At 57.2% G+C, this 23410-nt stretch carries 16 protein-coding genes; 11 read left to right on the top strand and 5 right to left on the bottom strand.

Annotated features, from left to right (window positions below; genetic code table 11):
* Positions 1 to 123 precede the first annotated feature (123 nt).
* Both BLP93_RS17195 and BLP93_RS09780 read left to right on the top strand, forming a co-directional pair.
* On the top strand, positions 124 to 873 hold the full coding sequence (locus tag BLP93_RS17195; protein ID WP_092120716.1) for an energy-coupling factor transporter transmembrane component T family protein: 750 nt from the start codon (positions 124 to 126) through the stop codon (positions 871 to 873).
* Positions 870 to 1511: an energy-coupling factor ABC transporter ATP-binding protein gene (locus tag BLP93_RS09780; RefSeq protein WP_208596612.1), complete on the top strand. Its 642-nt coding sequence runs from the start codon at positions 870 to 872 to the stop codon at positions 1509 to 1511. Before BLP93_RS17195 ends, BLP93_RS09780 begins: the two co-directional genes overlap by 4 nt.
* Positions 1512 to 1786: 275 nt before the next feature.
* Here the strand turns inward: BLP93_RS09780 and BLP93_RS09775 are convergent, their stop codons facing one another.
* Positions 1787 to 4924 carry an efflux RND transporter permease subunit gene (locus BLP93_RS09775; protein WP_092120713.1) on the bottom strand — a complete coding sequence of 1046 codons (3138 nt, stop codon included), beginning with the start codon at positions 4922 to 4924 and terminating at the stop codon, positions 1787 to 1789.
* Positions 4921 to 5988, bottom strand: a complete 1068-nt coding sequence (locus tag BLP93_RS09770) for an efflux RND transporter periplasmic adaptor subunit (protein ID WP_092120710.1) — start codon at positions 5986 to 5988, stop codon at positions 4921 to 4923. Before BLP93_RS09770 ends, BLP93_RS09775 begins: the two co-directional genes overlap by 4 nt.
* A 346-nt stretch (positions 5989 to 6334) precedes the next feature.
* On the opposite strand from BLP93_RS09770, the gene BLP93_RS09765 reads away from it, so the two are divergent.
* From BLP93_RS09765 to BLP93_RS09725, 9 genes are all read left to right on the top strand, one after another.
* Entirely contained in the window at positions 6335 to 8149 is a 1815-nt protein-coding gene (locus BLP93_RS09765) for a hypothetical protein (protein ID WP_092120707.1), read from the top strand.
* A 245-nt stretch (positions 8150 to 8394) separates the two neighbouring features.
* On the top strand, positions 8395 to 10236 hold the full coding sequence (locus BLP93_RS09760; RefSeq protein ID WP_161946277.1) for an autotransporter assembly complex protein TamA: 1842 nt from the start codon (positions 8395 to 8397) through the stop codon (positions 10234 to 10236).
* A gap of 244 nt (positions 10237 to 10480) precedes the next feature.
* Positions 10481 to 14899, top strand: coding sequence for a translocation/assembly module TamB domain-containing protein (locus BLP93_RS09755; protein ID WP_139162969.1), 4419 nt, complete (start codon positions 10481 to 10483; stop codon positions 14897 to 14899).
* Positions 14900 to 15430: 531 nt separating this feature from the next.
* A complete protein-coding gene (locus tag BLP93_RS09750; RefSeq protein WP_139162968.1) occupies positions 15431 to 16396 on the top strand; it encodes a diacylglycerol/lipid kinase family protein in 966 nt (321 codons plus the stop codon).
* Positions 16393 to 17205 carry a metallophosphoesterase family protein gene (locus BLP93_RS09745; protein ID WP_092120695.1) on the top strand — a complete coding sequence of 271 codons (813 nt, stop codon included), beginning with the start codon at positions 16393 to 16395 and terminating at the stop codon, positions 17203 to 17205. The genes BLP93_RS09750 and BLP93_RS09745 overlap by 4 nt, the downstream gene beginning before the upstream one ends.
* On the top strand, positions 17187 to 17624 hold the full coding sequence (locus tag BLP93_RS09740) for a sensory rhodopsin transducer (protein ID WP_208596611.1): 438 nt from the start codon (positions 17187 to 17189) through the stop codon (positions 17622 to 17624). Before BLP93_RS09745 ends, BLP93_RS09740 begins: the two co-directional genes overlap by 19 nt.
* Before the next feature lie 360 nt (positions 17625 to 17984).
* Positions 17985 to 18440 (top strand): hemerythrin domain-containing protein, encoded by a 456-nt coding sequence (locus BLP93_RS09735; RefSeq protein ID WP_092120689.1) that lies wholly within the window; start codon positions 17985 to 17987, stop codon positions 18438 to 18440.
* Between the two features lie 60 nt (positions 18441 to 18500).
* Positions 18501 to 19598, top strand: a complete 1098-nt coding sequence (locus BLP93_RS09730) for an AI-2E family transporter (RefSeq protein ID WP_092120686.1) — start codon at positions 18501 to 18503, stop codon at positions 19596 to 19598.
* Between the two features lie 195 nt (positions 19599 to 19793).
* A complete protein-coding gene (locus tag BLP93_RS09725) occupies positions 19794 to 20651 on the top strand; it encodes a glycosyltransferase family 2 protein (protein ID WP_092120683.1) in 858 nt (285 codons plus the stop codon).
* 241 nt (positions 20652 to 20892) lie between these two features.
* Here the strand turns inward: BLP93_RS09725 and BLP93_RS09720 are convergent, their stop codons facing one another.
* The 3 genes from BLP93_RS09720 to BLP93_RS09710 all read right to left on the bottom strand — a co-directional run bounded on the left by BLP93_RS09720 (position 20893) and on the right by BLP93_RS09710 (position 23370).
* Positions 20893 to 21426: a phosphate-starvation-inducible PsiE family protein gene (locus BLP93_RS09720; RefSeq protein WP_092120680.1), complete on the bottom strand. Its 534-nt coding sequence runs from the start codon at positions 21424 to 21426 to the stop codon at positions 20893 to 20895.
* 187 nt (positions 21427 to 21613) lie between these two features.
* Entirely contained in the window at positions 21614 to 22189 is a 576-nt protein-coding gene (locus BLP93_RS09715) for a DUF4276 family protein (RefSeq protein WP_092120677.1), read from the bottom strand.
* The gene (locus BLP93_RS09710; protein WP_092120674.1) at positions 22186 to 23370 is read right to left on the bottom strand and encodes an AAA family ATPase; all 1185 of its coding nucleotides are present in this window, start codon (positions 23368 to 23370) and stop codon (positions 22186 to 22188) included. The genes BLP93_RS09715 and BLP93_RS09710 overlap by 4 nt, the downstream gene beginning before the upstream one ends.
* Positions 23371 to 23410 lie beyond the last annotated feature (40 nt).

Here is a 23410-nt window from a genome sequence, read left to right as displayed (position 1 = left end):
TGGGAGCGCCGCACCCCAGTGCGGCAGCGGCGTAACGCACTCAGAAGAAAACCCCGGCAGGAACTCGCCCCCCGTAGCCAGAACACGTAACCCCAAAATGCGCAAAAACTTGCGGCAAGCAACTTGATCAGCGAACCCTTCAGCCAGGGGCAAAGCCTGCTCCATCGTATGGACGCCCGGATCAAGATCCTCAGCATGGGCCTCTGCCTGACGTCTGTTTCCGCCGTCCAGGGCCATGCAGCAGCCTTGTCCGCGTTGCTTTTCGGAGCAGGACTTGTATTCATCGCACGCCTGCAAATCAGCTCCGTGCTCCTGCGCCTGGCTCCGGCCAACATTTTTTTTCTTGTCCTGGGGCTGGTTCTCGGTTTGACCTACCCCGGCGAGTCCTTGGATTACTTCTCCCGACTCAGCCACGACGGCCTGTCCCTGGCTCTACGCATCTTTCTGAAGGGCAATGCCTTGCTGCTGATTTTCATGGCCCTGGCCTGCACCTCCAGCGTGCCCGTCCTGGCCCAGGCCCTGCAGGGCCTGGGCTTGCCCCGCAAGCTGACCCTGCTCCTGGCATTCACCTTCCGGCAGATTTTTCTGGTGATCGAAGAATTCCAGCGCCTGCACCGCACCGTCCTGGCCCGAGGCTTCCATCCCCGATGCACCCTGCACACCTACCAGACCTATGCCGTACTCTTCGGCCAGACCCTGATTCGCAGCCTGGCCCGGGCCGAGCGCATCCACTCAGCCATGCTCCTGCGGGGTTTCAGCGGCCATTTTCGCCCTCTGTTCGCTCCCCCCTGGAACCGGGCCGACGTCTATCCGGCCCTGGGGCTGTGCGTTCCACCGCTGCTCATCAGCCTGCACGACCGGTGGCCCTGGTGAGCGCTACACCTCTGCTGGCCTTGCAAGGCGCGAGTGTTCAGTATCCCCAAGGATCGCAACCCGTTCTGAAAGACATCGACTTTGCCCTGCTGCCAGGCGAACGCGTCGGTCTCATGGGGCCCAACGGCAGCGGCAAGACAACCCTGCTCCTCAGCCTGGTCGGCCTTGTTCCGCTACGCAAAGGCGCTCTGCTGTTGCAAGGTCAGCCCGTGCGCACGTCCAGCGACCTTGCCCGCCTGCGCCGACTTGCGGGCTTTGTCTTCCAGAACCCCGACGACCAGCTCTTCTCGCCCACGGTCCTGGAGGACGTGGCCTTCGGCCCGCTGAACCAGGGACTCTCGCAAACCGAAGCCCGGAATGCCGCCCTGGCCATGCTGGATTCGTTGAACCTCTCCCACCTCGCCCATCGCCAGCCCCACACCCTCTCCGGCGGCCAGAAACGCCTGGTCTGCCTGGCCACGGTCCTGGTCATGCAACCCCAGGCCCTGCTCCTGGACGAACCCACCAACGACCTGGATACAATTTCACGCGAACTGTTTCTGCAAGCACTGCAAACCACCCCCTGCGCCATGATCATCGCCAGCCACGACCAGCAACTCCTGGGCGCCTTGACCAGCCGGAGGTTTGCCTTGGGTTGAGAAAGCGAATGTAATTGCTCAGCACATTTTCATGGCAAGACATGTCGTGTTCCGGCTTGTCTCGATTTTTTGGCATCGCTTGTCTGACTGAGCCAGGATTCGTTCATCGAACCATTGCCGGACGTCTGAAGCGCCGATTGTTGTTTATTCGGGCAATGGTTCGATGTTACGAAGCCGGCGAAGGAGTTGCGAGGCCGAAAAATCGAGACAAGCCGGAACGCAGCTGAGTAGTTGGAAGCGAATTGCCGGCTACAGAGGATTAAGGTGATACACTCCTACACCGGATCCTGATCCCTCCCCCCGTACAGACCCTGCGCCACCTTCGGCAGGCCCTTGGACAGAGAGCAGAGCACGGGAACGACCACCAGGGTCAGGAGCGTGGCCACGGCCAGGCCGAAGACCACGGCTACGGCCATGGGACCCCACCATTGGGCGGATTCCCCGCCGATGCTCCAGGACAGGCTCCTGAAGTCGAAGCTGACGCCGGTGGCCATGGGCATCAGGCCGAGGATGGTGGTAATGGCCGTAAGCATTACCGGCCGAAAGCGGACCATGCCCGCGCGCAGCAGGGCGTCCTTGCGTTCCATGCCCCTGGCCAGGAGCTGCATGTAGTAGTCGATGAGCACGATGGCGTTGTTCACCACCACGCCGGCCAGGCTGATCACGCCGATGCCGGTCATGATGATTCCGAAGGCCGTGCCCGTGACCAACAGACCGAGAAAGACTCCGATCAGCGAAAAGAGCACCGATGCCAGGATGATCAGGCCCGGAATGATGGAATTGAACTGGGTGATCAGGATCAGGAAGATCAGGAACAGCACGGCCATGAAGGCCTTGCTCAGAAACTCCTGAGCCTTGGCCTGCTCCTCCTGCTCTCCGGTGAACTGGTAGGTATAACCCCGGGGCCACTCGAAGTCGGCCAGGCGCAGTTCGATCTCCCGGAGCACGTCGTTGGCCAGCCTTCCGGAGACCGACGCCGAAACCGTGACCACCCGGCGCTGGTTCAGGCGCATGATGTCGCCCACGCCGCTGCCCAGTTCCACTTCCGCCACGCTGGTCAGGGGGATAGGTTCGCCCAGGGGGCCGGACACCGTCAAACGTTTCAGGGATTCCAGGGAATCCCTGGCCTCTTCCGGCAGCCGGGCCGTGATGTCGTATTCGTCCCGGTCGTCGCGCAGCACGCCCACACGCACGCCGCCCACGGCGGCCTTCACGGTGTAGGCGATGGTGTAGGTGTCCAGGCCGAGGAGCGCCGCTTTTTCCTTGTTCACGTTGATCCGGATTTCCGGACGGCCGTGGACGAAATTGTCCTTCAGATCCACCAGTCCGGGAACGTCCCGGATGGTTCTGCGCACCTGGGCGGCCAGTTCTCCCAGCACATGAATGTCCCTGCCGCTGATTTCCATGTTCACGGCGGGTCCAGTAGGCGGTCCGCCCTCCTCGGCCTCCACCTGGACTTCGGCCCCGGCAATGGCCGCAAGCACCCGCTCCCTAATCTCGTCCAGGGTCTTGGCCGAGGACCGGGAACGGTCATGGAAATCCACAAAGTCCAGAGCCACCCGACTCAAATGAGTGCCCGGCCCACCGGCGGAGAAGGGATCGCCGCCGGCGGAGCCGATATTGGCGATCACGAACTTGATGTCGTCGTATTCCATGACGATCTCTTCCACCTGGGCCACCAGCCGGTCCGAGGCGTCCAGACTGGTGCCTTCCGGCGCCCGGATGTGCACGAAGGCCCGGTTCGGATCGGTTTCCGGAAAGAACTCCACGCCCTTGCCCCAGATCCCGAACCCGACCATAGACGCAGCCAGGAGCAGTACGGCGATGGACAGCACGATCAAACGATGACCGAGCGACCATTCCAGCAGCCTCAGATAGGCCCGCTTGACCCAGACTTCGCGCACGGGTTGGTCAGGATCGTCCACATCGCTGATTTTAGGCCGCCGCACGGTCTGGTAGCGGGCCGAAAGCACCGGATTGACCACCAGGGCCACGAACAGCGAGGCCGAAAGAACCATGATCAGGGTCTTGGGCAGGAACTTCATGAATTCCCCGACGATTCCCGGCCAGAAAAGCAGCGGGATGAACGCGGATAGCGTGGTCAAGGTGGCCGTGATCACCGGCCAGGCCACCTGATCCGTGCCGATGCGCGCCGCGACCTCCCGGGGACGGCCCTCCTGCATGTGCCGGTAGATGTTCTCCACGATGACGATGCCGTTGTCCACGAGCATGCCCAGGGCCAGGATCAGGGAAAAGAGCACGACCATGTTCAGGGTGATTCCGAACCCGGCCAACAGGGCGAAGCCGATGAACATGGAATAGGGAATGGCCAGGGCCACGAAGATGGCCGATCTGCCGCCGATGAAGGCCAGGATGACGGCCAGCACCAGGATCAGGCCGGTGAGGATGTTGTTTTCCAGGTCAGCAACGATTTCGCGGACGTCCTCGGACATGTCCGAGGTGATGTCCACTTGCAGGTCCGGAGGCAGATCCGGCACGGCCTGCGCCACCAGGGCCCGCACTTCGTCGCAGATGCGCACGATGTTCTCACCGCTGCGTTTCTGCACGGAGAGGGTCACGCTGGCTCGTCCGTTGATCCGGCTGCGGGTCAGGGGGTCCTTGTGCGTGTCCTCGATCCGGGCCACGTCCCGCAGGTAGACCGGCTTTCCATCCCGGACAAAGGCCACGATGGAGAAGATCTCCGCGGGATGCTTGAAATCCTCGGGCACCCGGACCAGATAGCGGGTCTCGCCGATGTCCATGCTTCCGCCGGGCATGTTCACGTTGCTCTGGGTCACGGCCTGGATCATGCTGGAAAAAGGAACGTTGTAGGCCCGGATTCGGTCCAGGTCGAATTCCACCCGGATTTCCCGGTCCAGTCCACCGCTTTCCAGGACGTTCAGCACGCCGGGAATGGTCTCGATTCGGTCCTTGAGATCCTCGCCCCAGGTCTTCAGCCGGGCCAGGGAATAGGGGCCGGAGAGCACCACCCGGATCACCGGGATGTCCGAGAAGTTGACCTCCTCCACCACCGGGTCGTCCTCCAGGTCCGACGGCAGATCCGCCTTGGCCTGATCCACCTTGACCCGGACCTTCTGCAGGGCGTCGTCGATATCCACCGAAGGGATGAACTTCACCGCCACCGTGGACAGACCCTCGGCCGAACTGGCCCGGATTTCCTCCACCCCGGCCAACCCTTTGAGCTTGCGCTCGATGGGCATGGTGATCAGCGTCTCCATATCCTCCGGCGCCACGCCTTCATAGGTGGTGGTCACAAACACGTAGGGAATGGTGATGTCCGGAAAGGCTTCCCGGGGCAGGGTCCGATAGGAATGCACGCCGATGATCACCAGGATCACCAGCAGGGTCAGGACCGTAGCTTGTCGCCGCAGGGCCCAGGAGTTGACGATCATTGCACCACCACCGCCGTCCCTTCTTCCACCTCGCGATGACCGGCAACGATCAGGCGGTCGCCAGGTTCCAATCCTCGGGTGATCTGGATGCGGTCGCGTTCGATCACGCCGATGGAGACATTGCGGGCTCTGGCAACGCCGTCCTCCTCCACGTAGACGAGCCGTTCCCCGCCCCTGTCGATCATGGCGGACAACGGTATGGTCACGGCGTCCGGAATCACCTGGCGGACGAACATCACCCGGGCGATCATCCCCGGGCGGATCGTTCCGTCAGGATTTTCCACCACCACCTGGGTCCGGAAGGTTCTGGTGGCGGGATCGGCCCGATAGGCGATGAAGTCGACAATCCCGGAGAATGTCTGCTCCGAGAAGGCGTCCACGATCACCGCGGCAGGCTGTTCGACGTTCAGAAACCGCACGTCCATCTCCGGAACCTGAACCTGAACCTTGATTTTATCGATATCCACCAACTCGATGATCCCCTGTCCCCGATCCACGAATTCGCCGACTTCGGTCCGCATGTTGTTCACCCGACCTGCGCCCGGCGCCCGCACAAGGCCGCGACCGTACTCAATTTCGGCCTGCCGCAATTCCTCCCGGGCCTGGACCTTTCCGCTGCGAACCTGATCCAGTTCTTCCTCGGAGATGATATTGTCCTTGTATAGACGTTCTCGGCGACGTAATTGTTCCTCGAACAGATCAAACGCCGCCTGGGCTCGAGCCCTGCCGGCCGCCAGGGCCGTGACCTCGATCTGCGCCAGAATCTGCCCGGGCGTGACGCGATCTCCCTCGCGCACGGACAATTTTTCAACCCGGCCCGCGGTTTCCGCGGCCAGATCAACGCTCAGCCAGGGCTCCGCCGTGCCGGGCAGGACGACCACATCCCTGAGTTCAGTTGGAGATACTTCCTGTACGACCACATTCACTTTGCGAGGAAGATTGGTTGGTTCGTCGGGGACATCCCCCAAAGAATTTGAGCATGCGCCAAGCAGGGCCATGCTCATTACGGCCAGCAGCATCGACCGGCAAAGGGACGATCCTTTTATTATCATGAACAGATACATGCGAGCCCACCTTGGGGATTGGTTGATTTTGGGAAGTCCTGGTTGCGAAAACCGAAACGGTGAGGTAAATGAGGAGGATTGATTGCCTTGTCAACTACTTTTCAGTTTGTACTCTCTTCAACAATCATGTTCAAGCGCTCCGTCCGCAACACCCCCTTGTTTTGCTGCACCCTTCCTGCTTTCAAATGATTCCCGGAACCACCGACCGAGTGCACAACTTTCGGCATCCATTGCACGCATCCCGTGAATGCGCCCATATCTTCCAAGGTGCAGCAGTTTTCACCGCTGCATGCGCCGTACAAGATCAGCCAAGTCTATAAGACGAATTAATCTCAGGAGAAGCTTCATGACCATACTGAAGGCATTGCATCCATTCCGCCTGCTCCTGCTTTTAACCCTGACTCTATTTTTTATTGTCGGCTTCCAGGCAGTTGCCGAAGTCCGCGAAAACTCTGGCGCAGTTCTGAATGAAACGTTGGTACAACCCGCACCAGCGGTGCCCGCGGAAGAACCGGCCGTCAACCAGAACCTGGAAGTCAGACTGGAGACGGTACGTGCCCAGCTGGCCGGTATTGCCCGGTCCATCGATGAGCGTCGCAATCATCTCAACGAATTGCGACTGCAGGCAGCCGACGCCCAAACAGCGTCCGAGCGGGCCGAACTGGAAGCGGACATCGTTGAACTGGAACGCTTGATCCTGGCCTCCAGGATCACCTTTGAATCCATTGCCACCGGAGGCATCGACAGCAATATCTTCAAGGACGAACCCGACGCCCCCTTCAACTGGCAACAAGAACTCTTCGATATTATTGAACCCTTCCTGGAGCAGATCAAAGGGTTCACCGAGGCGCCGCGGACCATCGAACGTCTGAATCGGCAGATCGCGCAGGACAGGGCCAGGCTGAACGTTGTCGAACGAGCCCTGGCCAACATCGCCAATGTCAGTGCCGCGGTCGAGGACAAACAACTTCTGCAGCGCCTGCAAGCCCTGGAGAAATCATGGCTTCAGCGCAGGTCCGACCTGCTGCTGGAAATCGAATTACTGAATTTTCAGTTGCGGGAATTGCGGGAAGAACAGGATACATTCTGGAGCATGCTCCATCAGGGCCTGCTGTCCTTTGTCCATGGCAGAGGATTGATCCTGCTGCTGGCGATTGTCGCCACCGGCGGCATCTGGTTCCTCCTGCAGACCTTGCCCAAGGTCATTCAGCGCGGAAAAGAGAATCAGCCGCCTGTAAAACGCAAACCCTACGCCCGACTGATGACCGTCGGCTACCAGGTTTTTTCGGTACTCGCGGCCTTGTGCGTTCTGCTCCTTGTCCTCTATGTTTCCGGGGACTGGCTGCTGCTTGGCTTTGCCATGATCATTCTCGTGCTGATAGCAGTGGGCTCCCGAACCTACCTGCCTCGCTTCATGACCGAAGTCCGGATGTTATTGGACATGGGGCCGGTCCGGGAAGGAGAACGAATCCTCCTGAACGGCGTGCCCTGGGAGATCAAGAATCTGAACATGTACTCCACCCTGGTCAATCCGGAACTGCAAGGCGGCATCCTGCGCCGCCCCCTCGCGGAACTGTCCGGGATGGTCTCCCGTCCGGACGAACCGGATGAGCCGTGGTTTCCCACGCGACAAGGCGAGTTCGTCATGCTCGCCGACGGCACCTACGGCCAAGTCCTGCTGCAGACACCGGAAGTGGTCCAGGTCAAGCATGTCGGCTCGGTTCGCACTTTCTCCACCGGTTCTTTCCTGGGTTCTTCTCCCCGTAACCTGTCCCGCAACGGATTCGGCTTTGCCGTGACCTTCGGTATCGATTACCAGCATCAGGCCATCTGCCTGGATGAAGTTCCAGGCGTTTTTGAAGCCGCCGTGACCCAGGCCCTGCGACGTTCATTCGACGAGAGTCTGGAATCCGTGCTTGTAGATTTCAAGGAAGCCGGATCATCGTCCCTGGACTACCTGATCTACGTGATGATGCGCGGCAGTGCGGCAGGTTCGTACTGGGCCGTCGGGCGCATCATCCAGCAGGCCTGCGTGCAGGTCTGCAACGAACGTGGCTGGGTGATCCCCTTCAACCAGCTCACGGTCCATCAAGGGGAAGGCTTCGAAACTCTGCGCACGGCTCAAACAAATCAGGCTGAACCTTTTGACAGAAATTCTTGAATTTATGCCATTCGGATATAGATTAAAGATATCACTTCAGAAAATCTTGCGGCAGACAAGAAACGTTCCGGCTGCCTTGATTTGCGGTCTCGCGTGTTTGACTGAGTCAGAATTCGTTCATAGAACCATTGCAGGACTCATGAAGTAAAAATGGTTGTTATTCACGCAATGGTTCGATGCTACGAAGCCGACTCAAGACAGAGCTTCACAATAAATTATCTTACCTGATCAGCGAGAAACCACCTTTGATACAAGCACTTGTTCGCGTCGGCCTTCTTGCCTTTGCCGGTCTGGTCCTGATGTCCGGCCTGGCATTGGCTCAGTTTGATGCTTTTCGGGACATTCTCCCCGATCCCCTGCAGCAGTCCCTGTTCGGCTCGGATGCCTATCGGGTGGAATTTCGGGGGGAACTGGACAACGGGCTGACGGAGGTGCTGCAATTCGTCTCCGAAACCTACGCCCTGCGCGAGCGACTGCCAGCCACTCCTGAAATGCTCGAGCGTCGAGCCAGAAGCGACATTCAAAACCTGCAGCGCGGACTGCGATCCGAAGGATATTACGACGCCCAGGTGGAGGTACAGGTCAATTACGATGAATCCCCGCCTCGGGTCGTCTTCCTGGTGCGTCCCGGACCTGCCTATACCCTGCAAGCCGTGCATTTTGACGGCCCGCTTCCCGAGCTGGAAGCGGATCTGCCTCCGCTCGACGCTGAAACCGTGAACCTGAACCTGAACAGCAGGGCCCGCGCTCCGGAAATTGAACAGGGCGTGAGCGAGTTACGGGGTTATTTTCGGGAACACGGCCATCCCTTTCCCCAGGTGGCGCTCAAAGAAGCCCTGGTGGACCACGAACTCCGGACCATAACCGTTACTTACTCCTTCAACCCGGGACCAATGGTCCGCTTCGGCCCGATCATCGTCCAGGGCTTGGAGCGGGTACATCTCGACTATATCATGAACAAGGCGCCTTGGTCGGAGGACCAGCTCTATCAAGCCTCCCTGCTGAACCGAATTCGGTCAGACTTGATGCCGACCGGCCTGTTCACCATGGTGGATGTTTCGCATGCGGATACCCCCCAACGCGGTCCTGACGGCGAGAAGACCCTGCCCATCACCATTACCGTGGTCGAACGGGTCCCCCGAACGGTCAAGGCAGGAGTATCCTACGAAACGGATACCGGTCTCGGCGCTACGCTGGAATGGGAGCATCGCAACATTTTCGGCCAGGGAGAGCGCCTGCGCACTAGGCTGGATCTGGCCGAAAAAAGGGAAATGCTTACCGCGGACTTCACCTTTCCCGATTTTATGGAAAAATCACAGCTGGAATTCATGGCCAACATCGGACGGGAAAAGACGGAAGCCCTGGAAAGCAAGCTCATTGCCCTGGGCGTGAAGATGAGTCGCCAGCTGGATGAATTCTGGTACACCAGTCTCGGCGCCAATTACCTGCTCACGGAAACGACGCAGCTGGGTACGACCCAGACCTACGGCCTGTTTTCCACTCCCGGCGAACTGACCTGGGACAGGCGTAACGATATTCTCAACCCTTCATCGGGATGGCGGGTGCAACTGCGGGCGGAACCCTTTATCGACACCTTGGACATGAGTACCATGTTCTTCAAGCTCTTCAGCGGGCTGAGCGCCTACCTCCCCTTGATGGCCGAAGAGCGATTGGTTCTCGCAGCACGGGGAGCCCTGGGATCGATCATGGGCGAGGGCAATCTCAGTCTGCCCCCGAACCAGCGCTTCTACGCCGGCGGCGGAGGTTCGATCCGCGGCTATGCGTACCAATCCATCGGCCCCGAACTCGACGGTACGATCATTGGCGGCCGCAGCATGGTGGAAACCAGCATGGAACTGCGCCTACGCCTGAAGAACAATTTCGGATTGGTCGCATTTCTGGACGGAGGCCAGGTATTCTCAGAGTCCGAGCTGCGGTTCAACGAAGATTTCATGTGGGGCGCCGGGCTGGGCGCACGCTACTACACGGATTTCGCGCCCATTCGCCTGGACGTTGGCTTCCCGCTGAACAGGCGGGACAGAGATGATGCCTTTCAGGTGTATGTCAGTATTGGTCAGGCGTTTTGACTTTGCTGACCAAAAGCGGCTTAAACAGCCGCATCCGGCGCAAGGATAGCTATCAAAGCATGTTTCTATTGGTTACCGTACGCTTACATTGCTTCAGCCGGATTTTTCGGCTTCCATGAACGATAAACATGTAATTCCATAGAGTCAGTTCGATTTCGATTTCGATTTCGATTTCGATTTCGATTTCGATTTCGATTCGGTCGGGGATTGTGGTGGAGATGGCAAAATTGGTGTTGATATGGAAATGAACGAATCGACTCCGAAGCGGCGTCGCTGGTGGGTATATCTTTTACTTGTTCCGCCGCTGCTGGTGATCTTCATGCTGGTCGCGACAATTCTTTTCCTGCGCACGGATTACGGATTGGAACGCGCTGAGGGGCTTCTGAATCGCACCCTGGCCGATGTGGGCGGGCAGAACATTACCCTGAACGGGCTGCACGGCCGGTTCCCGTTTGACCTGCGCCTGGACGAACTGCGTTTGGCCGATGCCGAAGGGCCATGGCTGGAGCTCGAAGATCTCGCGCTGCGTTGGTCCGGCAGGGACCTGCTGGCGGCCAGGCTGCGCATCCATGAACTCAGCGCGACGCGTCTTGAAATGCTGCGCACGCCCATTGGGGAACAAACCGAGCGCGAACCGCGGGAACCGTCTCAGGGCGTTGATCTGCCGGATGCCTTCCCGCGGATAGCCCTTGAACACCTGGCTGTCCGGGAAATCATCCTGGCCGAAGCCGTGGCCGGAGAGCGCATTGTTCTGCAGCTCCAGGCGGAACTGGTTGCGGACAGCCACGAAGCGCGGGTCGACCTGCGGCTTGATTCCATGGCCGGACCGGCCGGAAAAGCCGGCCAGCTCACCCTGCATGCCGAATTCGCCCAGGACACGAACCTGCTTACATTACGTGCCGATTTCACCGACCCTCAAGGCTCCCTGGCACCATTACTCGGACTGCCCGAGACCACGCCGCTGGCACTGCTCCTGGACGGGGACGGTCCCCCGGCCGCATGGAGCGGAACATTTCATGTCCAGGCCGGGCAGCTGATTTCCGTGGAAAGCTATCTTGCCCTGGATTGGCAGGATTACCCGAGCCTGAGCTGGAACGGTGATTTTTTCCTGGACTCCTCCCTGCTGCCCCATCCGGCAGATGCCTATCTCCCCCGCACATCCTTCCGCATCCTTGCCGCCATGCCGGGCACGCAACAGGTTGAACTGAACGAAGTCTCCTTGCGCAACCCGTTATTGGAGCTGATCCTGGACGCCCATTTGGATTTGCGCCAGTCCGCCTTGCGTGGCGGACTCCAGGCAACAGTGCGGGACACGGCGCCTTTGGGTGATCTCACAGGTGTGGAACTGGGGCCGGAGATTCTCTTGCACAGCCGTTTTGACGGCCCATTCACCGCTCCGGACATCGAACTCGTCCTGAACCTGACCGAATTCGCGGCCGATCCGGCCCGGATCGCCGAGCTGGAACTGACTTCCTCGATTCAATTCGGCCAGCAACAGTGGAATGACCGCCAGGACATAGCGGCCAGCGGCACGTTGCAGGCTCACGGCGTGGACGTGCCGAACACGGCTTTGCCGGCCGAGCTGACATCGGAGTTTGATCTGCAGTATCGGCTGGGTGATACTTTCCTGGATCTGAAGTCCCTGACACTGCGCGGAGACGGCCTGGCGCTTCAGGCAGAGGGCGGGTACGCCCTGGACCGGAACCACCTGGAAGCCCGCCTCGACCTTCTGCCGACCCGCATCCAGCCCTGGCTGGCTCTGCACGGCCAGGACTACGCCGGACTGCTCGATCTTCAGATCACGGCACAGGGCGTGGTGCAGCCCATGGACCTCCAGCTGGACGTGCAAGCTGCCCTGGAACAAACCAGCGGACTGCCGGATCCTCTGCCCCGGTTGCTGGGCGAGCGGATCGATCTGGCCACCCGGATCAGCCTGCTCTCGGACGTGGATGATCCATCTCGATCCGGTCTCCACCGCATTCAGGCTGACAACATCTCGTTGCACGCCGAGGGTTTGGATCTCATGGCCGATGTCGCTTATGTTCTCGACACCCGGGAACTTACGGCACAGGCTGTCCTGGAACTGCCGGACCTATCCCTGGCCTCGCCGGATCCGGAACTGGATTTGGGCGGTGCAGCCGTACTGGAAGTCCGGGTTCACGGTGCTGTCGGCGGAAATCTTTCCCTGGATGGCGATCTGTTCAGCGAGAACCTTCAGGTAGCCGACCTGGACGCCTTTCCCCTCCGGCTCGTTTTGCACGCGGACGCGTTGCCCGGCAGTCCCCAAGGCTCGCTCTCCCTTTCCGCATCGCCGATGCAGACCGATCTTTTCGCGGAAACAGACTTTGCCCTGGACGACAATCTACTCCGCCTTTCCGGATTGACCCTCACCCTCCCCGAGGGCACGCTGTCCGGCAGCGGCGACATTGATCTCAACACACAGCTCGTGACGGCCCAACTTGAAGGCCGGATCAGGGATATCGGGCCCCTGAGCGCGCTTGCCGGGCAAAATATGGCCGGAGCGCTGGATCTTCAGCTCGACCTCCAACCGGACGGCCCAAGCCAGAACGTCCAGCTCAGTCTTGTTCTGGACAATCTTCTAGCCGACTTCGGAACCCTCTCCCACATGTCTCTCCAGGCCCAGGCCCGGGATGTTCTCGGAGTTGCCGGCCCGCCGCACCTGGACGCCTCCGTGGCGACCCAAGGTTTTCAGGCCGGCGAGAACCGGGTGGACGTCCTGGAAGCCGAAGCCAAGGGCACTCTTGCCGACATCGCCTTGAACGCCGCGGCACAAGGCCATGCCCTTCATCCGTTCGATCTCCGAATACAGGCAACCTCCGCCGAAGTGGACGCTAGACGCACGATCCGCCTGCAAAACCTGACCGGAGCCTGGGCCGGGCAAAATCTTGTCCTGGCCGATCCGGTGACCATCACCATGGCTGGAGACGACCTGTCAGCCTCCCCCTTGCTTCTGGAATTTGGATCGGCCATTGTCCGCGCGGAGGCGCAGCTTTCCGGGGAAACGGCGGATCTGCGCCTGGGCGTGGAAAACCTGCCCCTCCACCTCTTTACCACGGATGTCCAGGGCGCCCTCACCCTGGGCGCGGTGCTGCACGGCCCCAAATCCGCGCTGCGGGGCGACGTAACCTTGGTCGGAAACGACCTTTCTCCGGCGGTCACCGGGCTGGGGGAGATTCCATCCCTGAACCTGCAGGCTGATGCCGTCCTGGATGGCGAGTCGGTGACGCTGTTCGCCGAACTGCGGGAAAAGGGTCACACCGACTCCCTGCTCCAGGCCCAAGGACAGGCTCGGATGCGTCTGAGCCTCGACCCGGTCGGATTGGATCTGCCCCGGGACGAGCCCGTGACGGCATCCGTGGTCGGCAATCTGGATTTGGGATGGCTGGGGGACATTGTCCTTCCGGACAGTCAGTTGCTCGCCGGCCTACTCGGCCTGGACTTACAGCTTGCCGGAACCATTGATGCTCCGGAACCCGGTGGACGCATCCAGGTGCGCCGGGGCGGATACCAGCACCTTCTGCAGGGCGTGCTGATCCAGGACATCGAGGGCGATGCCCGAATTACGGAGGAACATTTCATCCTGGAATCCCTAACCGCCACGGACGGCGACCAGGGCACGCTGCGACTGGAAGGCCGGGCCGATCTCGATCCAGAGCACAACTTTCCGTTCCGCTTCACCTTGAGCGGCGCCAACATGAACGTCCTGGACAGTCCGCAGGCGCGGGCCCGGCTGTCTCGAATCTCCATGGATGTTTCCGGCACCACCGAGGCTCAGGAGGTGAGCGGCCAAGTGAACCTGGACCGGGTCGAAGTGTTTCTCAGGGATCTGGGAGGTCCGCGGGTCGTGGATCTCGATGTCGTGGATGTCCATAAGCCCAGAGATTCCGCGGAAGATGCCGTGTTTACCCCGCCCATACCTCCCCTTGCGCTGGATATCGGGGTCCATTTTCCCAGCCGTTTTTTTGTGCGCGGCCGGGGTCTGGATTCGGAATGGGGAGGAAATCTGCACATTTCGGGGAATGCCTCGGAACCGATCATTCGCGGGGAAATACGCCCCCAAAGAGGTCGCCTGGACCTCTTGGGCAAGCGCTTCACGATTGACGAGGAAAGCGTCATCCAGTTTACCGGCAGTCAACCGCCGAGGCCCTATGTGAACTTGATCGCCACCCAGACCAGACGCGACCCGGACGGGGAGAAAACCTTCATCGTGCGCATCTCCGGCGTGCCTCCGGACATCAGCCCGCCGACCCTTGAATCCGATCCCCCCCTGCCCCAGGATGAAATCCTGGCCCAGATGCTCTTCGGCCGCTCCCTCGCCAGAATCTCGCCCACCCAGGCTGCGCAACTGGCCCTGGCCGCCCGGGAACTGGCCGGACACGGCGGCGGCCTGGACATCATGGGCACGGCCCGCGACATCCTGCTCCTGGACGACCTGGACGTAGTCACCGGCCAAGGCGGCGACATCAGCCTGCGTGCCGGCAAATACATCAACGAGCGGGTCTACCTGCGTCTGGACAGGGACATGAAAACCGGAGAGGAAACCGTTTCCGCGGATATCGATTTGACACCGAGGATCAGCCTTGAAAGCACCCTCGGCCCCAGAGGCGGCGGGTTGGGATTGTTCTGGAAACGGGATTATTGAACGAGGGGATGAACTGACAAGACGTCAACGGCCACTGGCCCCAGAGGGCTACTGTGAAGCACCTTGTGGGATCGCCACACGCATCACCCCCAACAACCACTCGCCTCTCTTCTGCCGGAAGGATGCGAATTGAAAACAGCCGCACCGAATTGCCATAATCAAGACGGTCTGGCGAGAGTTCCCGTGATTTTCCAGCCAAACCCGTCACCCAACCCGCCCCCTCTCTAATTACCCTCAAACTCCTCCTTGAACAGGTTCGATGTTACGGAATCCGCGGAGGAGTTGCGCCTAAAAATTGAGACAAGGCGAAACGCAACCGAGTAGTTACCTGCCGTAATCAATTCCACCCCAGAATCAATTTTCGAAGAAAGTACTTCACAGTACCTCGTTGTAATTCCAAACAAACTTTTATTGCGAGTGAACGCTGAACAGTCCTCGGGCTGGTCATGTCCATGGAAATGAATATTTTTTGTAAATCAGCCCTCCATTTCGAGGCCGCCAAAGCAAGGCAAGCCGGACCTTGGATGAGTAGTGACCAAGCTTTTCACTTGGGCATCACGAACATTTCCTTTTCAAGTAGATATTCAAACCTGGACTTTGCTCATGACGAAAATTGGCGCAGTCATCAACAAAAACACCGGCACACTGCCGCCCCAGCAGAAAACAGATCGCATTGAAGAGATAAAGGAGCATCTTCTTGCCCGCATCTCCGCTGATCATTTGGCTATCGTTTCAGGGGATCAGATCCGACAGGAGGTGGAGCGACTTCAAAAACGGGGAATCGAGATGCTTGTGGTCGGCGGGGGCGATGGGACCGTGAGCACTGCTGCAAACATCCTGTCAAATACGGGAATTTTGCTCGTTGTGCTCCCGCTTGGCACAAAAAACAATTTTTGCCGCGATCTCGGCATTCCGCTGGAGCCCGTGGAAGCGATTCGCCTCATGGATTCCATGCAGATGAAGGAAGTTGATCTAGGAGAAGTGAACGGGATCAAGTTCATCAATAACGTATCCCTTGGTGTTTATCCAAAAATGGTGGCGGAGCGCGAGGAAATTACCAAAAAACGTGGATGGCGGAAATGGCAGGCCCAGATTGTGGCTGCGCTCATTGCATTACGCAAAATGCCAAAAATGAAATTGGTTCTTGAAGATGAAGTCTATACCGCAAAGCGCTTTACTCCGTTGGTTTTCGTGGGAAACAACGAATATCAAGGGGGGTTTGAATCGGATTTCCACCGGCCCGCCATCAACGAGGGAAAACTTTGGCTTTGCATGGCTCGCTCCCTGGGAATTTTGACGTTACTGCGCATGATCTATGTACTCAGCGTCAGGGGGATTCAGGAGATGGAAAATCTGGAGATGCGTTCGGTAACGAAATTGATCGTTCGTTCCCATCACCGAAAGCTGAAAGTGGCCATAGACGGAGAAATCCATAAATTGTCGATGCCGCTTCGGTTCCGCAGTCTTGAAAAAGCATTGCGAGTCGCCGTGCCATGAAAATATTAGCTCATATTTCCGATCTTCATTTTGGAAGGGAAGATCCTGAAGTGGCGGAAGGCCTGTTCAATGAACTGCATCAACAGCAGCCTCATCTGGTGATCAACAGTGGTGATTTCACCCAAAGGGCACGGAAGGCTCAGTACCGGAAAGCGGCTGAATTCATGAAGCGACTTCCTCACCCGCAGCTTTTCGTACCTGGTAATCACGACATTCCTCTCTTCGATGTGGTGCGGCGCTTTTGGAGCCCCCTCAATCGCTACAAGAATCACATTACCGAAGAAATGATGCCTTGCTACTTGGATGATGACCTCCTGGTGCTCGGTCTCAATACCGCTCGATCGTTCACCTGGAAAAACGGCCGGATTTCCCTTGCTCAAATTGAAGAGATGGAACGCATTCTATCGAAAGCACCGCGGAACGTATTCAAAGTCGTCGTCACCCATCACCCCTTTATTCCCCCTCCGGGAGAGGAAGATGCCGGTATTTCCTTGGTCGGGAGAGCTCAACGGGCGCTGGAGGTGATTGACCGGTGCGGCGTAGACCTTTTGATTTCCGGTCATTTGCACCACGGGTACACAGGAGACATCCGAACGTATTATCCGTCCACAAAGCGTTCCATCATCGTGGCGCAGGCAGGGACCGCCATATCCCATCGCATCCGCGGCGAACCGAATGGATACAACATTATCAGGCTGAAAAAAGAATGGATTGAGGTACAGGAAAGGCGGTGGGTTGATAAATTATTCACTGATGGCATCAAGATTTCTTACAAACTGGAGGAGAGTCTTTGGATTCCACAAACCTAAAAACTCAGGAAGCGTTATCCTGGGTAAACTTCAAAGGAGGTAGGAAAATGGAAGAAATCGGAAAAAAGATATGGGTCATTGCGGAAGGATTTATCCCCGCGGACGATGAAACGAAAGACTATAAGTTCATCAGCCATGAAACAGCGTGCATCTTGAATCCCAACAAAGAAGAGGCGGAAATTGAAATAACCGTCTATTTTGCCGACAAGGATCCCATCGGACCGTACAAGATCAGACTCGCGGGAGAGAGAACGAATCATCTGCGTTTCAATGATCTCAGTGAGCCGGCAAGGCTTCCGAGAGATACGGATTTTTCCAGCATCTTTCGCTCAAACATTCCCATCGTGGTCCAGCATACGCGATTGGACTCCAGAAGAACTGACATTGCCCTTCTTTCAACGCTGGCATTTGGTCAGTGACCGCGGCAATGGTCAAGGCGGATGCGGTCACCTGGGCCGTTAAAGCAAAAACCCCTTGTGGCGAATGTTCAGGCAAAGTGAGGGCTGGGGCGGTTCATGAAATTCATGGAACGACTCATCCCGCCCAGATCCTATCCTTAGGATCAGAATTTGCAGAATAGTTGCCAGTTCACTGAGCATCCAGAAAAAACCATACTGGGTTACGATAGGAGGTCCATGGTCCTATACGCTGGAATGCTTCGGACAGCACCATCAGGTTGTGAGATAAAAAGCAGTCAGGCAGCGGCGTCAATCACGCCGCCGCCTTTAATTCCTTGAACTCGTTGACCCTAACGTTTTTAATGAGAGGAGGACAAAACCATGGCCAGCAATTTTTACGCAGTACTGAAAAAAGATCATGACGAGCAAAGAGAGTTGACCAAAAAGTTCAAGCAAGCCGAGAATTCTTCCGAATGGAAAAAGTTGTTCCAAGAAATCAAGAAAGATCTCAAACCCCATGTCAAAGGAGAAGAAGCTTCCGTTTTCCAACGTTTGAAGCACAGCGACGACAGAGAAATTCGTCTTGAAACGTTGGAAAAGCTGCAGGAACATGATGTAATGGAGCGTCTACTCGAAGAAGCCCAAAATTCTGATCAAGACAGCGAAGAATTCTGGGCAAAAGTGAAAGTTATGCTGGAGATCAATGAGCACCACATTGATGAGGAAGAAGAAGAAACCTTCCCCACTATGAAAAAGCAGTTTTCAGAAGATGAACTTGATGAACTTCTCAATAGCTTCAACCAAGAAAAGGAGAAGGTAAAAAAAGAAATCGGCTGAACCAGGAACCAGCCATCCTGGGAAACCGTGTAAAGCACCTAACTTGGTGAAAAAGGACAGATGTCTGACCAGCCCAAACCCACTTATCCAGTGATCGAACATCGGACTGGCGTTGCCGATCAGCGTTGGTTTCGAACCGATCGAGTACTTCTGCTCGGAGCCTTAAGCCTTCTGATCTGGTTGATCGGCGACGTCCTGCTGTTGATGTTCGCCAGTGTGCTGCTCGCGGTTGGCCTTGACGGTTTGGCTGCGGGCATCGCCAAGCGAACGCCCCTGAAGCGTGGCTGGGCGCTGGCTCTCGTTCTCGTTCTATTGGCCGGTTCTCTGGGACTCCTCGGCTACTTGATCTTGCCGCAGTTTTTTGCGCAGGTCGATGATCTCTGGCGAACCTTCATGTCCTTTATCGAACGAATGCAGGAAAAGTTGTCCGCAGCCGGCTGGACGGAAACATTTTTGGATTTGAACGAAGAGAACGGGCGGGAGCAGTTGGCGGAAATCTCCCAAAAGGTGGCCGGTCATCTCGCAACTGCCACAACAATGGGGTTGAGCGCCATTGCCAGCTTGATCATTTTGCTGGCGATCACAATTTTTGCTGCTGCCGATCCCGAGCTCTATCGGCGCGGCGTTCTGAGACTGTTCCCCGTCCATCGTCGTCAACGCCTGGGAGAGACTTTCTCGGCCATTGCACATGCCCTGCGCTGGTGGTTCCTGGGGCAAATCATCTCCATGCTGCTGCTGGGCGTCAGTGTTTCCCTCGGCCTGATGCTGATTGGTATCGATCTTTGGCTCAGCCTTGGCGTACTCACAGCGTTTTTGACCTTTATCCCGTTCCTGGGTCCGATCATTGCGACTATCCCAATTGTCATCATCGGATTCGCCGAGGGCGCGCAGACCGGTCTGATTGTCCTGGTGTTCTATCTGATCATCCAAAACATCGAGGGCAATTTCATCGTACCCATGATCCAGCATCGCGTCGTCAACCTGGCGCCGGCCTTGTTGATTTCGGTGCAGGTGGCCATGGGCGTTCTGTTTGGAGTGTTGGGATTGATCCTCGCGGCGCCGCTCACGGTTGTCGCCATGATCATGGTGAAAATGCTCTATGTCGAGGATGTGGTGGAAGGTGACGCGCAAGTCATTGTCCCGACGTCCCATCAATAAGATCCAGGAGCCGGAGGCTCTCTCTTTGCGTTATGCATGCATCCCGCGGATGGACTTTTGTCGTCCGCCCCCTGACTTCCGCAGGCGAGATCACTTGTTGCACTCTCGATTCCTGGCATTTTACCTCCGGAGCAGGAGGCCCTGTAGCCTGAAGATTCTTCATGTCGATGCCGCCCATACGATCGGGATGATGTCATGAAGCTGGTAATGACCCTGCTGTGCCGCAACGAGGAAGACGTGGTGGAGGCGAATATCGCGTTTCACCTGCACCAGGGAGTTGATTTCGTCATTGCCACGGACAACGCCTCGGTGGACGGCACCACGGCCATTCTCGAAAAATTCCAGCGCCAGGGACGACTGCATCTGATCCACGAATCGGAACACAACCATGACCAGGCGGTCTGGGTGACCCGCATGGCCCGCTTGGCCGCCGTCGAATACGGCGCCGACTGGGTGATCGAAAACGACGCCGATGAATTCTGGGTCCCGGCTGAAGGAAGTTTGCGTCATTCCCTGACATCTGTACCGAAGGGCATCGACGTATTGCGGGTTCCGAGGGTCAACTTCCTACCCCGTCCGAACTCCCATCACCTCCCTTTTTATGAACGAATGACCGTGCGAGAGCGTGTCTCACGCAATCGCCGCGGCCGGCCCTTGCCGCCCAAGATCTGCCACCGGGCCTATCCGGACGTCAGTGTGGGAGACGGAAACCATAAAGCAACGCGCAGTGGCGGTCTTATGCCGACAACCGACCAACATCCCCTTGAGATCCTGCACTTTCCCATGCGTTCGTATCCTCAGTTTCTGAACAAAATCCGACAGGGCGTCGAAGCGGCCGAACGAAACGCTCGGCTGACTCCCGACATTTGCGGGAACTGGCGTTTTCTTTACCGGGAATACTATTTGCGAGGACGCTTATTCGACTATTATCAAGAACATGTCCTGGACGACCAGGCTGTCGCGGAAGGCATCCGAGAGGGACGCCTGGTGGCTGATGAGCGGCTGCTCGAGTGGATGCGAGAGATCGACGCCTGCCAGTCCGATCCGCTCTGAACCTTTGACATGCGTCCGGCGTGGGGCAAGGGAAACCTGCTCGATCAGACCGATTAATCCCTTTTGCTCCCCTACATCAAAGACACCATTGACGGTGTCGACAATCAAAGGACTATCTTTCGACAATTAGACGACAACTTGTTTGCAGTGAAAATGCTCTATGTCGAGGATGTGGTGGAAAGCGACGCGCAAGTCATTGTCCCGAGGTCCCATTAATAGATCCTGGAGCAGGCACAGGCATCTACCTTGGACTTTGCTGCTCTTCGAAGGAAGCATCCTTTTCCTTGGAACGTTTTTTATTATCCCGCGGCGCGATTGTTTCAATGCAGTCATTCTCCTCATGGTGTTCCCTGGCGGAAAGCTTGTGGACAAGCCAGTATCCGATGCTCATGGCCAGGACCACCGCGCCGATGGCATAGATGTACTGCGGCTCCACCTTCTCTATGTCCATGATGATGACCTTTCGCGCAATGGCCATGAGCGCCGTGGCCATGACGATCTTGACGTGAATGATGTCCTCGCGCAGATAGATCGTGATGTTAACGAAGATTTCAATGGCGATCAAAACGGCCATGAACGCTCCGAAGGTGGCCAACATGTCCGAAATGGTCAAAATGAATTTTGGCGCGGCATTGAGCTTGTGATAAATCATCCAGGCAACGTCTATCACCCCCATGACAATCACGAACACCATCAAAATCGCCAACACCCGGACAGCAAAGTGTATGACGTACTGCAGCCGGCACAGCAACTTGTCGTCACAGTCAAATTTCATGAACGTTCCTCATTATCATTTTCCGGCAGCAGACGCCTATTTTGGAATTAAACCATGAACAAATCCCACGGAAATGTAGATGTCGCCCCACTTTGCATAAGAAACACAAAACACCGATGTCTTCAGGCTGGATCGAGCGATTTACTTCCCGGGTGCAAACGCGGAACGCATGAATTCTATGTCGCGTTCATCGCGACATAGATTCCAACTCCATTGCCAGCCGTCGAATACCGCGAATCAGATTCTTGAAGCTTGGCGAACGAGTGTTGTCAATGTCCAGGTAGCGACCAATGTCGCGCGATCCACCGACCTTCTGGTAAGTGTACTTTGTCAGCCGCGCCAACTCCTTGCTGGGGCTTCCCAGATAATCTGGTGCACGAAATTTTGATCTGTTTTGTTCCTTGTGCAAACTGAAAAGTCCCAGAGCCTGACCAACGGCCACTAGGTCGGCCAAGTAAAAGCTTTCCAGCTCTCGACAGGCAATGCGCACAAGAGCTGACTTGCCGCTCTCGAAAACAAGTTGCTGAAGTTGGGCTTTGACAACAGTGCAATCCGGGGAACTGTCCTGGTCACGTAGGACAATGAAGCGGGCCTGCGGGTTTAGATAGCCCCGGATGCGCCGGACGAGTTGCTGCTCCAGATCCTGCTTACCGTCAAAGGCGATGCAGCGATGCAGGATGCCCTGTGGCAACAAGCGGGGCAAAAGGCTTTCCAGCATGGCTTTGGCCGATGCTTCCTCCACCAGAAAGACGAGCTCCTTCATCGCGGGTCGGCCCCTTGAAAAAAGCCTTGTTTCCAGAGCCACCCCAGCTTGTCCCCATCGGCCATATACCGGGCGATTTGCTCGTCATCCCGGGCGCGGCGAATTTCCGTAAATCCATCCTTTTTCACCAACCAACAAACTTCATCCAGTTGCGTCGCATTCAGGAAATCCGGTGAGTGCGTGGAGACGAGTACCTGCCCACGATTGGAGTAAAGACGGAATTCCTCGGCCAACTCCTCCATGAGAGTCGGGTAAAGCTGGTTTTCGGGTTCCTCGACGCACAGCAAAGGATGCGGCTGAGGGTCGTAAAGCAGGACGAGATAGGCGAACATCTTGATGGTGCCGTCGGATACATACCGGTCCAAAAATGGGGTTTTAAAGGAGCCGTCACGGAACCGCAGAGTCAGGTATCCATCGTCCATTAACTTGGGCTCGATGGTCTCCACGCCAGGCACCCGATGGGCCATGATATCGAGAATGCGCTGGAATCTTTCCGGATGGTATTCGTGCAGGTACTGGGCAACCAGGGGCAAGTTGTCTCCGGATTCGGACAGATGTTCGGATTCTCCAGAGGCTTCCTTGCGGCCACGTGCGACATTGATGTGGAAGTCTGACACATGCCAGGATTCAATGAGCTGACGAAAGGCGTTGGCGGCCTTGAAGCGTTCCAGTTGGCCAAGTGCCTTAAGGGCCAGGGTGTCTGGAGCGACCTTCTGATATTCACGTGCCAGTTCTTCGTCGGTCTTGTCGAAATCTTCCTCATTGGTGATAGCGTATCCTTCACCTGCTTCAAACTTCAGAAATTGGTACGGGCTGCCATAGCGCCCTCGCTTGTAGCGCAGAATCTCCCTCCTGACGAAGGGAACTCCTTTATTTTCTGCTATTTCAAGAGAGTATGTAACAAGCCGATCCGCATCGGTGATATTCATCCGATACTGGATTTCGATCAGGATGGAGTCGCCATCAGCATCCCGGCTGACGACCTCCCGGAAACGGCCGCGCTTGTCCAAGGCTTGGCGCACCGTGCCGCGCAAGCAATCATGCAGGAAACCAAACACATCGAACAAAGTCGATTTACCGGATCCATTTGCTCCGACGACCACGAGGAAAGAGGGGATGTTCTTTAACTCAATATCGCGAAACACCTTGAAATTTTTGAGACGGATGGATTCAATCTGCATGGGGGCTCCCTTTTGAACTTGACCACTCAGGTCAACGAAA

The sequence above is a fragment of the Desulfonatronum thiosulfatophilum genome (genome assembly GCF_900104215.1).
GTDB lineage: Bacteria > Desulfobacterota > Desulfovibrionia > Desulfovibrionales > Desulfonatronaceae > Desulfonatronum > Desulfonatronum thiosulfatophilum.
The sequence above is the reverse complement of the archived record's forward strand: the minus strand, read 5'-3'. Positions and strand labels throughout refer to the sequence as shown.